At 42.0% G+C, this 14,766-nt stretch carries 12 protein-coding genes; 2 read left to right on the top strand and 10 right to left on the bottom strand.

Annotated elements, in window-relative coordinates; genetic code table 11:
* Positions 1 to 14 precede the first annotated feature (14 nt).
* The 7 genes from crtI (J0L60_04890) to J0L60_04860 all read right to left on the bottom strand — a co-directional run bounded on the left by crtI (J0L60_04890) (position 15) and on the right by J0L60_04860 (position 7,013).
* Positions 15 to 1,538, bottom strand: coding sequence for a phytoene desaturase (gene crtI, locus J0L60_04890; protein MBN8545453.1), 1,524 nt, complete (start codon positions 1,536 to 1,538; stop codon positions 15 to 17).
* Positions 1,538 to 2,206 (bottom strand): lycopene cyclase domain-containing protein, encoded by a 669-nt coding sequence (locus J0L60_04885; GenBank protein ID MBN8545452.1) that lies wholly within the window; start codon positions 2,204 to 2,206, stop codon positions 1,538 to 1,540. The genes crtI (J0L60_04890) and J0L60_04885 overlap by 1 nt, the downstream gene beginning before the upstream one ends.
* A gap of 10 nt (positions 2,207 to 2,216) precedes the next feature.
* Positions 2,217 to 2,771 carry a hypothetical protein gene (locus J0L60_04880; GenBank protein MBN8545451.1) on the bottom strand — a complete coding sequence of 185 codons (555 nt, stop codon included), beginning with the start codon at positions 2,769 to 2,771 and terminating at the stop codon, positions 2,217 to 2,219.
* The gene (locus J0L60_04875) at positions 2,765 to 3,604 is read right to left on the bottom strand and encodes a phytoene/squalene synthase family protein (GenBank protein MBN8545450.1); all 840 of its coding nucleotides are present in this window, start codon (positions 3,602 to 3,604) and stop codon (positions 2,765 to 2,767) included. The genes J0L60_04880 and J0L60_04875 overlap by 7 nt, the downstream gene beginning before the upstream one ends.
* Entirely contained in the window at positions 3,591 to 5,075 is a 1,485-nt protein-coding gene (crtI, locus tag J0L60_04870; GenBank protein ID MBN8545449.1) for a phytoene desaturase, read from the bottom strand. Before crtI (J0L60_04870) ends, J0L60_04875 begins: the two co-directional genes overlap by 14 nt.
* Positions 5,076 to 5,157: 82 nt before the next feature.
* A complete protein-coding gene (locus J0L60_04865) occupies positions 5,158 to 6,633 on the bottom strand; it encodes an FAD-dependent oxidoreductase (GenBank protein MBN8545448.1) in 1,476 nt (491 codons plus the stop codon).
* Positions 6,630 to 7,013: a DUF2203 domain-containing protein gene (locus tag J0L60_04860; GenBank protein ID MBN8545447.1), complete on the bottom strand. Its 384-nt coding sequence runs from the start codon at positions 7,011 to 7,013 to the stop codon at positions 6,630 to 6,632. Before J0L60_04860 ends, J0L60_04865 begins: the two co-directional genes overlap by 4 nt.
* A gap of 73 nt (positions 7,014 to 7,086) precedes the next feature.
* Between J0L60_04860 and J0L60_04855 the strand changes: the two genes are divergently transcribed.
* On the top strand, positions 7,087 to 8,049 hold the full coding sequence (locus J0L60_04855; GenBank protein MBN8545446.1) for a YpdA family putative bacillithiol disulfide reductase: 963 nt from the start codon (positions 7,087 to 7,089) through the stop codon (positions 8,047 to 8,049).
* A 71-nt stretch (positions 8,050 to 8,120) separates the two neighbouring features.
* Here the strand turns inward: J0L60_04855 and rmuC are convergent, their stop codons facing one another.
* The 3 genes from rmuC to J0L60_04840 all read right to left on the bottom strand — a co-directional run bounded on the left by rmuC (position 8,121) and on the right by J0L60_04840 (position 12,754).
* Positions 8,121 to 9,527, bottom strand: a complete 1,407-nt coding sequence (gene rmuC, locus J0L60_04850) for a DNA recombination protein RmuC (protein ID MBN8545445.1) — start codon at positions 9,525 to 9,527, stop codon at positions 8,121 to 8,123.
* A 230-nt stretch (positions 9,528 to 9,757) separates the two neighbouring features.
* Positions 9,758 to 11,473 (bottom strand): AAA family ATPase, encoded by a 1,716-nt coding sequence (locus J0L60_04845; GenBank protein MBN8545444.1) that lies wholly within the window; start codon positions 11,471 to 11,473, stop codon positions 9,758 to 9,760.
* A 396-nt stretch (positions 11,474 to 11,869) separates the two neighbouring features.
* The gene (locus J0L60_04840; protein MBN8545443.1) at positions 11,870 to 12,754 is read right to left on the bottom strand and encodes a DMT family transporter; all 885 of its coding nucleotides are present in this window, start codon (positions 12,752 to 12,754) and stop codon (positions 11,870 to 11,872) included.
* Between the two features lie 104 nt (positions 12,755 to 12,858).
* Here J0L60_04840 and J0L60_04835 point away from each other — a divergent pair, with 104 nt between their 5' ends.
* Positions 12,859 to 14,763 carry a T9SS type A sorting domain-containing protein gene (locus tag J0L60_04835; protein ID MBN8545442.1) on the top strand — a complete coding sequence of 635 codons (1,905 nt, stop codon included), beginning with the start codon at positions 12,859 to 12,861 and terminating at the stop codon, positions 14,761 to 14,763.
* The last annotated feature ends 3 nt before the right edge of the window (positions 14,764 to 14,766 follow it).

The following is a 14,766-nucleotide window of genomic DNA, read 5'->3' as shown; positions in this document are numbered from 1 at the left end:
CTGATTACACCCTCTCACTTTTCATATTTTGCCACAAGTTCCGACACTATTTTACCCGAGAGAATGACCAAAGGAATACCCCCACCGGGATGAGCACTCCCTCCGCAAAAATAAAGCCCGCTATACTCTTTCGACTTGTTATCCTGCCTCAAAAAAGCAGCGTACTTGTTGTTTGAGGAGATGCCATACAAACTGCCGTAAACCGATGAGGTCTTTTCCTCTATCATTTCAGGCGTGAGAACTCTCTCAAAAACTATTTGTTCATTCAAATCAATCTTCAGCATCTTTTTAATTTTGTTGATTATGCTCTCTTTGATTGAGTTAATGTCGTAGTAATCTTTTGAAGTGGCGGGGGGCATGTTAATCATTACAAACCAGTTCTCGAATCCTTCAGGTGCGTCATCTTCATTCACTCTGGATGAAATGTAGATATATATAGTCGGGTCTTCAGGAGCCTTTCCGGATTCAAAAATCTCGTCAAACTCTTTTTTATAATCATCCGAAAAGAGAATGTTGTGCATTTTCAGTTCAGCATGTTCCCCTTTCACACCCCAGTAAAAAACCAGAGCAGAGGAGGATGGTTCGGTTTTGTAATATTTCCTTGCAGCGCGTACCTGCGAATCGTTCAACAGTTTTTTATAAGTGTTCGTCACATCGGAGTTTGATACAACAATATCAGCCTCGAATACCTCATCACCACATCTTACTCCAACCACCCTGTTGGGGTCGTCTATCACTTTACCCCTGCAACATACACCCTTTACATCATTTTTTGCCAGTACAATTTCATCAACTGCTCGATTTGTTTCTATCTTTACACCCGATTTCAAAGCAACTTCCGTAAGTGCCTTGCTGAGTGAGTATATCCCTCCTTTAAGTGTGTAACCGCCAATTCCATATTCAACATGCTGGATAATGTTCAGTGTTGCCGGTGCAAGATAGGGATTTGATCCGTTGTAGGTTGCGTACCTGTCGAAAAGCTGTACTGTTTCAGGGTTGCTGAAAAAGGAAGCGTTTGCCTGATGCATGGTACGGAAGGAGCCAATTTTTGGCAGATTCAACAGAGTAAGAGCAGCTTTTTTGTTAAAGAATGTCGTCCACTCCCTGAAACTGTTAAAAAGGAAAAGTTCGGCGGTAAGATCATATATCCTTTTTGAATAATCAAAATAGGATTCGACAACTTCCCTTTTTAAATCAAATTTCTCTGCAAGCTCTGAAATAAATCTGTCGAGATCGCTGAAGGCATCAATCACTTTCCCGGAGGGATAAAAATAGCGGCACAACACATCGGGCTGAATGAACTCAAGGTAATCATTTGCATCAAGTTCTGCTTCCTGAAACAATTGCTCAATCACAAAAGGCATCGTCAGGAGGGAGGGACCCGTATCAAATCTAAAACCGGATTCAGCTATCTCGTTGGCTTTCCCCCCTGCCTTCTTATTCTGTTCAAGAATTGTTACCTGATGCCCCGCCTTCTGAAGCCGGATTGCAGCAGAGAGACCGCCCAATCCCGCCCCGACTACCACCACCCGCTTCACTATATCTCCTTCTTAAACAAGAGATAAAAGAAAAACCACCATGAGATCATCGAAAAAGAATAAAAGAAATCTTCAACGGGAATTGTTGTGAACCGCATCCCCCAGATTGCCTCAGGTGAATACCACACTATAGGTGGGGCTGTAAGGAAGTAATTCACAAGGAGAAAAGGGAGATAGGTAATCAATATTGATAACCAGTAAACACGGGATTGAAGGATTGCCGGCTTGAAAGTTGCTGCTACCATCAGAAATGCCGCTGAAAAAATCATAACCGTGGAAGTATAATATTGCGAACTGTAGTTTCCCGCTGCCACTATCAGAACCGCTCCCGCGAGGTAATAATAATTTTTGTTGAAGGGAAGAGGTTTTTCAGGAATGTACAGCTTTACTGTCTCATAAATAAAGAGACAGGAGTAAGGCACGGTGACAAAAAAGAGAATTTCTTCGAGAGGTAAACCGAAAAGGTAAACCCCCGCCAGGTATTCGGGAGAGAAACCCCAGTCACCCCTCGAGGTGGCTATTGCGTCCCAAACAAGATAGACGGGACTTACAACAAGTACTGAATACAGGTAAAAACGGAATTTCCTGTAGAATGAAATCTTCTTTTCGAAGGAAAGTATCACGGGGAAGATTACCGTTAGCAGGTTAATCAGCAGATATCTGCTCATCTGTTATGCCTTATTTAAGCAGTGCCCGCATTTTTGCAGTCTGATTTTTATCCAGTCTCTCAGATTCAAGCAGAAATTTTACAAGCCCTGTTTGTGTTTTTTTATCAAGTTCAGAATAATCCTTTTTCAGAAGCAGATCGTAAACAATTGCAAGATCTTCATCTCTCTCTTTTGCGTGCCCAAGGATAGCAGGAATAAAGTGAAGGATGGAAAAACGCATAAAACGAATCTCCAATGACCTCGGCTGCTTTTTAAGGGCATAGGCAAGTTTATCAAGACCTGAATTTAGAAGGTCAAGTTTTGTAAACGGGTTTATTGCGTGCTTGGCAAGAAGTGTCTCTGCACCTCCGAGATATGCAACAACAAAGGGATCCATTGACTTCAGTTTTTTACCAAATTTTTTATCGATATATTCCTTAAGTTCTTCTGCCTTTGCTTCGTTCTCAACTCCGGCATAAAATGTCTTGCGGATATATTCTTTTGTCGAGGGGTCGAGATCAGCTTTCTCAGCATTCACCCCGGTAAAAAGAACAGCGAACAACAAAAAAAGAATGCTCTTTAACAAGTCTTTAAAACCTTTACTTCTATTATCGATTTTGTAAGTAACAACAATTTAACCGGATCAGGCACTCTCGTTCTTTCTTTCATAAGGTGTTGCACCTTCTTGGAACAGATTTTATCAAACAGTTTTATGTAATAAAGATACGCCGAGTAAACGCCCAATCTGACTCCGGGAGGCAGTTTTCTGATACCTTCGAGAGAAAGCTTGAATTCTGCTCTTATTGAATCTTCCAGAAGCTTTTTATTTTCATCATCTATTCCGTGCTCTGAATCAACATTCGGAAGATAGATTCTACCCCTCTCGTCGATATCAGATTTAATATCTCTCAGGAAGTTAACCTTCTGAAATGCTGAACCAAGCGCCATTGCGGGTTCGAGTAACTGATTAAACAGTTCATTGTCACCCTCTGTGAAAACCCTTAGGCACATCAGTCCCACTACCTCCGCAGATCCGTAAATATATTCGTCGTACTTTTTCTCTTCGTAGTAGTTGTTGTAGAGGTCCATCTCCATACTGTCAAGAAATGCATCAATATATTCTCGATCAATTTTGTATTTATTCACCACTTCCTGAAAAGCGTGCAAAATCGGATTTGTGGAAACTCCCCGCTCAATCGCCCTGTAAGTCTCTTCTCTGAATTCTTTGAGCAGGGTTTGTTTATCATGACCATGAAAAGTGTCAACTATTTCATCAGCAAGCCTGACATAACCATAGACCGAGTAGATTGGCTCACGGAATCTCTTTTCAAAAGCAAGTATCCCCAAACTGAATGAGGTGGAATACTCCTTTGTGAAAAGGGAAGATGTTCTTGCGCAAATGCTGCTATAAAATTCCATAATCTTTCTCTAATCTTTCCATTACAAGTTTTGAGCTTATCACAACCATCGGTAATCCGGTGCCGGGTGTAGTCGAAGCACCAACATAATACAAATTATCAAATTTTTCATCTTTGTTTTTTGGTCTGAACGCACCCACCTGATCCATGTCGTGAGCAAGCCCAAGTCCCGAACCTTTGTAGAGATTGAAAGCTTTTTCCCATTCTACAGGGTCCATTATTTTTTTGGTGATTATGTTACCCGAAATATCATACCCTACTCTCTGTGAGAGATCATCGATAATATTCTGAGCAAGTTCTTCCCTGTCGTCCCAGTTTTTCTTATACCTGAGATCTGGTACAGGACAAAGAATAAATATATTCTCACAACCCTCAGGTGCACAATCAGGAAATGACTTTGAGGAAACATTCACATAATAATACGGTTTCTGCGGCGATATGGAGGATGTGAAGATCGTGTCTGCATATCCTCTGAAATTACTGCCGAGGAAATAGTTATGATGCTCCAGATTTGGTATCTGTCCCTTAACCCCAAGATAAATAGTGAAAGGTGCAAGAGTCCAGTGCATCTTGTCGAGTTTTTCATCGGAGAATTTGGGTCTTCCAAGCACTCTCCCTCTGAATGATGCCGCATCGGCATTTGCAATGAAGATGTCAGCTTCCCATTTCTTCCCCGTCGAATCAACCATTTTGGTTACGGAACCGTTGTTTTCCTCCACTCCGGTTATCTCTGTGTTGTAAACAATTTCAACTCCTCTTTCTTCAAGAAGTTTTAAAAGTTCATCAACTAATTTATACATTCCACCCTTAACTTTCCAATATCCATTGTGCCTCATCTCAGTATAATTCAGGAGTGAATATACTGAGGGGGTTTGAAATGGTGTCGAACCAAGAAAAAAAGCCACCAGTGAAAAGATTACCCTTACTTCCTCCGACTCAAAAGTCTTCTCAACCTCGCTCCACATTGTCTTGAAGAGATAAGGAAGATGTTTCATCGGAACACCTGTCAGCTTAAGAACATATTCGAGTTTGCTGTCAAAGTTGGATTTTACAACTTTCCCCTCGGTATCATGGAAAAATTCACCGGCTCTTTTTAAATATTTGTCGGCCTTCTCTGCCAGATTCGGCTCAAGCCCTTCGAACTCTTTTTCGAGTTTCTTAAGACCCTTAAATATTCTGTAAGGTTTGGGATTCCCCTCGAAGTAAACCGTGTAGAGGGGATCGAGCTCCTGCATTGTGACCGGATTTTTTATGCCGCATGATTCGAAAAGTTCATCCAGTTCATATGTCATACTCATGAATGATGGTCCCACATCAAATGTGAATCCGTCCATTTTCAACTGGTTTAGTCTGCCACCCGCTTTGTTGAATTTCTCGATTATCGTAACTTTATGACCTTTTGATGAAAGCCTCAAAGCAGCGGATAATCCACCGAGTCCTGATCCAATAATAACTACATTCTTCTTTTGCATCTTCTGTGTATTTCTTTATCTTTTAACAATTTAACCTTGTAAAAAAAAATTAAGTTCAAAACTTCGACAAAAAAATTTTTGTCTAAGCTTTGTCTAAAATACGGTTTACCATGTTCATCGCACCGACCGTCACGGCGACAGTTCCCTGCCCCGGGAAAACAGTGTCTCCGGTGTTGTAGAAACCCTTGAATGGTGTCACACCTGAGTGCATCTTAAGGAGATTGTTCTTTACCGAATGAGGAACCCCGCCGACAAGTCCTTTAAATCTGAAGGTATATCTCTCAAAAGTGGATGGTGTGCCGAACTCAACAAATTGTTTATTATTCGCCATTCCGGTGAAAGCCTGATCAAATTTCTCCAGTATGAACTTTCCGGTTTCATTTTTCCTTCTCTCATACTCCTGTCGATCAATCCCCGCCCAGTTTTCGGGCTTTGTATGCAGCGATATCGTTACGCTTTTCATCCCTTTGGGTGCTTTTTGTTCATCGTCGGCAAGTGAAAATGTCACAAAAAAGGATTTTGATTCACAGTGCGGCACCCCCTCAGGTACATGTATCTGCCAGTAGGCAGTTTTTACATCCTCTTCAAAAGGATAGTCAATTGCAAAATTAACCATAAATGCACCCCACGCATCCGAACTGTCGGGGAGGGATTTCACAAAATATTCTTTTATCTCACCAGAAGTAATCTCAGGGATATTCCAAAGAGGGATGTTTGTAATCACACCGGCTGAGCGGTACTCTGAGCCGTCTCCGGTTTTTACCAGATATCCGTTTGCATTTTTCTGTATGGCGGTAACCCGTTTTTTATATTTGGCATCACCTCCGAATACTTTGAACTTTTTTTCAATCTCTTTTGCAGGGAAGAAAAGTCCTCCATAAGGGTAGTATGTTTCAGCCGGATAGGCCAGCCCCAAAGCTGCAGTCAGAAATGGAGAATCGCTCGCGGTATTCTGGGTTGTGATCAATAGTTGCTCATCAATAAAGCTTCTGAACAGAGGGTCTTTGTCCAATCCGAACTTTTTCATCACCTTTTCAACTGGTTTAAAAAGGTACGGGAGTAACGGCAAGCCCTTCAGATTTGACGGCTTCGCAAGAGAAAGCATATCACCCAAGGACACAGGGGGAATTCGACCGTTGTTTCCGATGAGTGAATAGCCGGTCCTGTCAACCCAATGAACAAGCTCCCAGAATTCCCTTAAACGGGGAAGTTTGAAAAAGCGCTCAGTCTCATCAATCCACTTGTCCAAATTAGCGTATCTGACTAATTCCCTGTCTCCAAGTTTTATGATCATACCGGGATCGAGTCTTTTTACTTTCGGTTCAATACCGAGTTCATTGAACATCCTTTGCATCGGCTGTGCTGCAGCCATTCCACTCAAGGTGGTGGCGCCCGCATCAAACAGAATTCCTTTTCTCGAATAGAAAGAGGCACACCCACCGGGTACTGTGTGAGCCTCGAGGAGCAACACTTTCCTACCCGCCTTCGCCAGAAGTGCCGCTGCAACAAGCCCCCCGTACCCTGCACCGATTACTATCTGATCATAATTTCCACTCATAAGTCGAGATAACCTGCAGGGATCTCTTTTCTTCCCCTGAAGCCGTCATTCAGTCCGTGATAAAATTTGATATCCTCCTCATCGCTTCTCCAGCAAAGCAACACTTCCTCACCGTCGATAACTGAAGGAAAATCGACAAGCCCAAACTCAAAATTCCAGTCTTTAAAGAAACAACCAATTTCTGAAAGTTCTTCTATGTAAAGGAGAATTTTATCTTTTTTCAGTTCGATTTTTTCTTCGATTTCTTCGGTTCTTGATTCAATTTGAAGCAACAATTTTAATTCTCTACCTTCCACCAAAATGTCATCCACAATTTTTCTGACGAGCGGAAGTGTTTTTTTCGCCTCAAGAGGGGTAAAATATTTAATTTCTGTTTCCATTCTCTTTACCTAATTTTGATTCAGCAATTTTACATATTACTGTAACAACAGAAACCGGAAAAATATTCAACTTATGAGATATGATGTACTGATCATTGGTGCGGGTCCAATAGGGCTCGCATGTGCTATTGAAGCAAAACGAAACGGACTCACATATAAAGTGATTGAAAAAGGTTGTCTTGTAAACTCCATTTTCAACTATCCTGTCAATATGACATTCTTTTCAACATCGGAAAGACTCGAAATAGGAGAAGTACCTTTCATATCACACGGCACAAAGCCCACCAGAAGTGAAGCCCTCGAATATTACAGAAGGGTGGCTGAATCATGGAAACTCGATATCAATCTTTACGAGAGGGTATCAGGTGTATCGGGAACAATCGGGAATTTTACCGTCAGTTCTGATAGAGGTGTTTACGCTTCCAAAATCGTAATCGTTTCAACCGGTTTCTTCGATTTCCCGAACCTGATGAATATCCCCGGTGAGGAACTTCCAAAGGTAAAGCATTACTACGATGATCCCCATCTCTACGCAAACATGGATATTGTGGTAATTGGTGGTGGAAATTCCGCAGTCGATGTGGCGCTCGAAACTTTTCGGAAAGGTGCCCGGGTAACAATGGTGGTCAAAAATCCGGAAATTGATAAAGGTGTGAAATACTGGGTAAGACCCGACATCGAAAACAGAATAAAAGACGGAAGTATCATCTCATATTTCAACTCAAGCGTGGTAGAAATCAAACCCGAAAGCGTTATAATCTCAACCCCTGATGGTGAAAAGGAAATCAAAAACGATTTCGTCCTTGCAATGACAGGTTACAGACCTGACTATGATTTCCTTACACAAATCGGCATCGCAACTCTCGATCCCGTTACAATGGAGCCACAGTATGACAACACAACTTTCCAGACCAATATTCCGGGGATTTTCCTCGCGGGTGTAGTCTGCTGCGGTCAGGAAACCAGAAAATGGTTCATTGAAAATTCAAGATATCATGCAACAAATATTTTTGAATACATCAAAGGGATATTGTGACGATTATTCCGGAGTACCTGATCCGCCTTTATACTCTATTATGACGAACTCCTTTAATTTAGTGGACTATTTTAATTTTCTTCCTCTTCCGGAAACTCCTCATCACCAACCCGTAATTTTTTTGTATCAAACCCCCCAAGTCGGGCTATTTCCGCACCCCGTGAAGTCAGGTTCCCCCGTCCGTCCTTCAGAAGGTTGTTTGCATCTGTAAAATGCCTTTGCGCCCTGTCCAGCGACTTCCCGATGTCTTCGAATTTTTCGACAAAACCCTCCAGTTTTTTTAGGAAATCCTGGGCTCTCTTTGCTATTTGTATCGCGTTCTGATTCCTTTTTTCTGTCTTCCAGATATTTTGGATCGTTTTCAGAGTTACGAACAGGGTAGTCTGGGTAACGATGATAATTCCCTTGTCAAAAGCCTCGGTGTAAACCTCCTTTGCTTCCTTCATCAATATGTTAAAAGCCGGTTCTATCGGAATAAACATAAGGACATAATCCAGCGAATTGATTCCTTCAAGGTTGAAATAGCTTTTCTCACTCAATAATTTGATATGCTGTCTCACCGACCTGATATGCTCCTTGAGGAAGTACTCCCGACCGGCTTCATTGTCGGCGGCATGATACTGTTCGTAAGCCTTGAGTGAAGTCTTCACATCAACTACGATTTGCTTACCCCCCGGAAGGTATATTATTGCATCAGGACGAAATCCCGAACCTTCTGAATCTTTAGTCGAGAACTGAACATCGTACTCGCGCCCTTTCTCCAGACCTGAGGTCTCGAATATCCTTTCGAGTACCACCTCGCCCCAGTCCCCAAGGGTTTTGTTGTCCCCTTTTAATGCATCTGTAAGGTTTTGTGCCCCCTCACTCAATTGTCTGTTCAGCTCCTGCAAAGCCTTCAACTCGGTTCTCAAAGAAGATCTTTCACGGGTTTCCTCGGTGTAGATATTCTCCACCCGTGTTTTGAACTCGGTTATATTTTCTTTGAAAGGTTTCAGTAGCGATTCGAGGTTCTGTCTGCTCTGCTCGGTGAATGTCTGGGTTTTTGACTCAAATATCTTGTTGGCGATGTTTTCAAATTCTTTGGTAAGGGCTTCCTTGGCTTCTTTTAACTCCTTAAGACGGAGTTCCAGACTCTCTTTCTCTGAAATGTAGCGTTCATTCAAAGCCGCATTTTGGGCTTTCAAGTTTTTGAATGCCTCCTGAAGCGACCTTACCTCTTCTTCAAGCACGGGTACCCGGGAGGCACTCACTTCAAATCTCCCTTTTTCCGATTCCAGTCTGCGAAGCTGTTCATTGTAAATGCTTCTCTCCTTGTCAAGCTGTGTCTTTAGAGTTGCAGCCTCATTTTCATACCTGCTGCTCTTCTCCACAAGCACCGCCATCTCACTCTGAACACCCGATTTTTTCATATTCGCAACAAAGTATCCGATGATCAGTCCCAGTATCAACCCAATTACTAAAAAAACTATTGTTTCCATCTGTCTCTCATTGTTATTTTAATGCTTTTTCTACCCATATTCCGCCACAAGGGCTCATTTTTAGGTATTAGGTATTAGGTATTATTTTTTGTTGGTTTATAAGCATTTCGATGAATATTTACCCGCGCTTATACCTTATAATTCATAATTCATAACTAACCACCCCCATCCGTGATATCCGTCTCATCCGTGTTCCATTCCCCCTCTGTGTCCTCTGTGCGCTCTGTGGTTTATTCCCCCTCCACCACCGCAAAATCACTTTTCCCGACAAAGATAATCGCGAATGCCTTACAAACAATTCCCTCTGCAGCGAGTTCGGCTTTGTATTTTGAAACCTGTTCCATGGCTTTGATCTTTTCGGTTTCAAGGGTCTCTTTGCTGCTTTTTTTCAGGTATTTTAATTCAAGCAGAAAGTTATCTTTACCGGGGTTAAGTTTGGTTGGAAGCAGCAACAGGTCGGAGTAGCCTTCCTTGTTTTCATATTCGCTTTTTACGATATAAGCATTATTGTCCATCAGCAGGGTCATGAAGATCATCTTGATACTTTTCTCACTAAACTTTTGAAGGTCACGGTTCGACAGGTTTTTCAATACTCTATGAACATATTCAACGAATTTGGTGACCTTTCCTGATTCCGACATCTCTATAAGGGCATCTCTCACAGGTATGCTTTCATATTGTATCTTGTGCCGTGCCTCAAATAGATGTCTGAAGTAATCCCAGTACATCACTTTTATTACATAATTGGGAATCACAAAATCATATACCTGGAACCTCTCTCCCTGTATTGTGAGAAGTCCGTTATAAAAAAGAATTGATATCGCCTCAATCCTGGTGTAGGGCAGTTCAAAATTAAACTGCATGATTAGTTTCTCACTTATGGATTCTCTATTCAGAATCTCCTGGGTTATGGAATCAGAGATTTCACCTGGAAGCAAATTAAGAATATTCGCAATCTTTTTGTAATCGGAAGTTACATTCTGATCCGCCATTTCGTTGGGATATTTAAAATTGCTGTTGAAGTGGGATAAAAATGTAATCACCATCTGAGGGTTATAGAGTCTTTCAGAAGCGTCAGGTGAAAATCTACTCCCGTTGTACCAGGATCGCATATCTGCAACGACAGTATCAATATCGAATTTACCTTCTTCATATATGGTATTTTCAATCATACTCCGAAGTTCTTCTTCAGTAAATCCTGCCATTTGGTGGAATTTATTGTCAAGCGTGATGTTCTGTGCGACATTAAATCCGCTCGTCATGCTGTCCAAAGTTACGGGGGTGACACCCGTTGCAAAGAACCTGTCGATTATCCCTTCTCCCATAAACTGCTTGATTACTTCATAAAACTTGCGAACCCAGCCGTTCCTCGCAACAATTTCCTTGAAGTGATCCGTATTAAATGAAAACAGTTCGTTTGTGAAGTGGTCGTATTCGTCGATAAGTACATACACCTTCCCGGCAGGAACATATTTTCGGAAGAGAGTAAAAAATTTCCTCATCAGATCCGGACTAGACAGATTACCCTCAAAAACCCGGAAATCGTCTTCGGAACCTATGGAATAAGTATTTAAAAATTTCATTATTTGAGATGATACTTCAGAATTAAACTCTTTCTCGATGCTGTCAGCATTGTCCGTCTTTATCCCGCTAAAACTAAAATTAAGAATGTAATAACTGTTCCTTAATGGCGTAACATTCTCAGGTTGCCCAATGAAGTATTGCCCGAATAATTCATCGAATCTTTCTCTGTGTTGGATTCCATAGTAATATTCAAGCATGGAAAGGAGAAGTGATTTACCGAATCTGCGGGGACGGAGAAAGAATAAATATTTATCATTGATTGATTCGAGAACCTTTATGTATTTGGTTTTATCCACATAAAAGGCATCTTCTTCAATCAAACTTGCATAATTTGATGATTTCGATGGTATATTCTTCTTCATTTCTTGGCTCATAAATTTAGCTTTGTTCTTATACGAATATAACAAATTTCTCTGCGAACCTGTAACCCCGCTACGAGGGTATTATCCTTTCCATCATTTTTCATCTTGATTATCGTGTTCAAAAATATGTCGACGAGGGGTATCACTTGTCGTTAGGACAATCGAGACGATTGTCGCTCCTTTTCCAAAATCAGGGTTTGTTCATCTTCCGTGGAATCCGTGTTAAATCTGTGGAATCCGTGTTACAATTCAACCCTCTCCGCGCAAATCTGTGAAATCTGCGTGTACCGGGTCCGCAGTGGCGGATCTGCATCCTAAAAAATTCAATCCTCTGTCTTCAAAAATTCAGCCTTCAGCCCTCAAGTATTCAACCCTCAAAATCCAGCCCTCTCAATTTCATCCCTTACTTACAAACCATATACCCGAGATGATAAGTATCAATCCTCCAATGTGCATTATTGAGATGGTCTCACCATCAAGCAAGCCCCACGCTACGGCAACAATCGGTATCAGGTAAGTAACGGTTGATGCAAAAACCGCTGAGGTTGTTTGAATCAGTTTGTTGAACAGAATGAGCGACATGGCGGTTCCGACGATTGCAAGGATAAAGATATATCCGAGGGATTGCATCGCCAAAGGATGCGTTGTAACTGTCCCGAAAAATCCTGCTAATACCAGGATTGTGAATGCGACGGGAAGAACGGTTAAAAAAGAAACTGCAGTCAAAGCAACGGGTGGAATTCCCATAAAGTGCTTCCTGAGAAAGTTGTTTCCCATACCATAAAACATGGTTGCCAATACGACAAATAGAGCGTAATAGTTAATATTACCGAGTCCGCCGCCACTGAAAAGAATCAACATCACAGAGCCTGCAATTCCCATTATCAGTCCTGCTGCCTGATTTACTTTGAATGGCGAAGCGAAAAAAATGATTCCAATTCCAAATGTGAAAATCGGAGTCATGCTGTTAAGAATTCCAGCGAGCGAACTGGATATCTGCGATTGTGCCTGTGCAAAAAGGATTGCCGGCAGGAGATTGGTCACACAAGCGAAAAAGAGGAAGTGCTTCCAGTATTTTCTGAGAAACTGGTGATGATGTTTCCAGGCAACAGGCAACAACACCAAAGCAGAGAGAACAACCCTCAGCGCTCCCACCTGAATGGGCGAATAAGCCTCAAGTCCCCTTTTCATCAAAATGAAAGAACTGCCCCAAATCACTGCCAAAACAATAAGGGAGAGAAACGGGAAAACTTTACTGTCGGAACGGAGATGTTTTTTCATTGCACTTCAATTATTCCAAATTGCAAAACTAACCATTTCACCTTTTATATAGTGTAGAAATTTAGTATTTATGCAGTCGATATTTTTTGAACCTTGGCACTAAAATGAAATCCTTAAAATTCCTTAAAATTCTCTTCCTGCTTTCACTTCTTTTTCTACCTGCAACACTCCGATCACAAACACCCGGAAACTGGTGGAACGATGCAGTGTTTTATGAAATTTTCGTAAGAAGTTTCTATGATGCAAACGGAGATGGCAAGGGAGATTTCCGGGGATTGATACAAAAACTGGATTATCTGAACGATGGCGACCCGAACACAAAAACCGATCTTGGAATCACGGGTATATGGCTTATGCCGATAAATCCATCTCCAAGTTATCACGGTTACGATGTGAATGACTACAGAGGAATTGCTTCAGACTACGGAACAATGAACGATTTCAAGGAATTTCTTGTAAAAGCACACCAACGGGGAATAAAAGTAATTATCGATCTGGTTATGAACCACACTTCAAGACAAAATCCATGGTTCGCCGCTTCAACCGATCCTTCCTCGCCTTATAGGAACTATTATATCTGGCGAAACACGAATCCCGGTTACACAGGAACCTGGGGACAGACCGTTTGGCATCCATTCAACAGCAACTACTATTTTGGGATGTTCTCCAGCGGAATGCCCGACCTCGACTACAGCTACGCGCCCGTTAAGAATGATATGTTTAACATCGTCCGTTACTGGCTCGATACTCTGAATGTTGACGGATTCAGACTTGACGCCATAAAACACCTTTTTGAAAACGGTCAGATAATGGAACATGTGCCGGCAACATTTTCGTTTCTGCAGGAGTTCAGGACTTACTATAAAAGTGTAGATCCGAATGCGTTTGTGGTAGGCGAAGTGTGGTCTTCAACTGCACAGGTGGTACCCTACTCAAACGGTACGCGACTTGACGCGTGCTTTGAATTTGATCTTGCATCTGCAATCATCAATGCCGTAAAAAATTCTGCCCCGGCCGGACTCGCAAACAAAGTGTCATCCGTGGTTTCATCGTATCAGCCGTTGCAGTACGCCACATTTCTTAGCAATCACGATCAGGACAGGGTTTACGGGATCCTCAATCAAAATGAGAAATGGATGAAACTTGCCGCATCAGTGTATCTTACACTTCCGGGAATTCCGTTTATTTATTACGGTGAAGAGATCGGCATGAATGGATATGGTCAGGATCAGAATAAAAGACGGCCCATGCCCTGGACACCGGGGACAAACGGCGGATTCACAACGGGCACTCCCTGGTATGCTCTTGGAACACCCTACACCACAAATAATATTCAGACCATGTCAGGCGATCCGGGTTCAATTCTGAGTCGCTACAGAAATCTGATTCATCTTCGCAACAAAGAGGAAGCCCTTCGCAGAGGTGGATACCGCGCCGGCACTTCATCAAATGCAAATATTTATTCATTCGGAAGAGACCTCGATAATGAGGTTGTGTATGTGATTCACAATTTCAGCGATTTCCCCGTCGCCAATTTTACTGTCTCAATGAACCAGTCTAACCTTGATCCGGGAAATTTCTTCGTTTATGATCTCGAGTCTGGAGCAAGTCTTGGTCAGGTTACAGTTAATTTTCAGGGAGGTTTTGCAGGTTTTGCGATTCCGGGTGAACTGGCGGGAAAGGGATCAATGATTATTAAACTTCAGACCAGTCCGTCAGGCATCGAAAATGAATCGGAAAATCCGGGTTCATTCAATTTGTATCAAAATTTCCCCAATCCATTTAATCCTTCGACAACAATCAACTACACTATAGCCAGACAGGCTTTTGTCGATGTGTCGGTTTACGACATCAGAGGAAATTTTGTAAAGCGACTGCTTTCCGATACCCAGGAACCGGGAAGCCATACAATCGAATTCGCACCAAATGGTATGGCTTCAGGCGTATATCTTGTAAGAGTAACGGCAGGAGCCGAAACGAAGACAATAAAAGCTACTCTTTTGAAATAAAGA

This window comes from Ignavibacteria bacterium (genome assembly GCA_017302895.1).
In the GTDB taxonomy this organism is placed as follows: domain Bacteria; phylum Bacteroidota; class Ignavibacteria; order Ignavibacteriales; family Ignavibacteriaceae; genus UTCHB3.
This window is presented reverse-complemented; position numbering and strand designations above follow the sequence as displayed.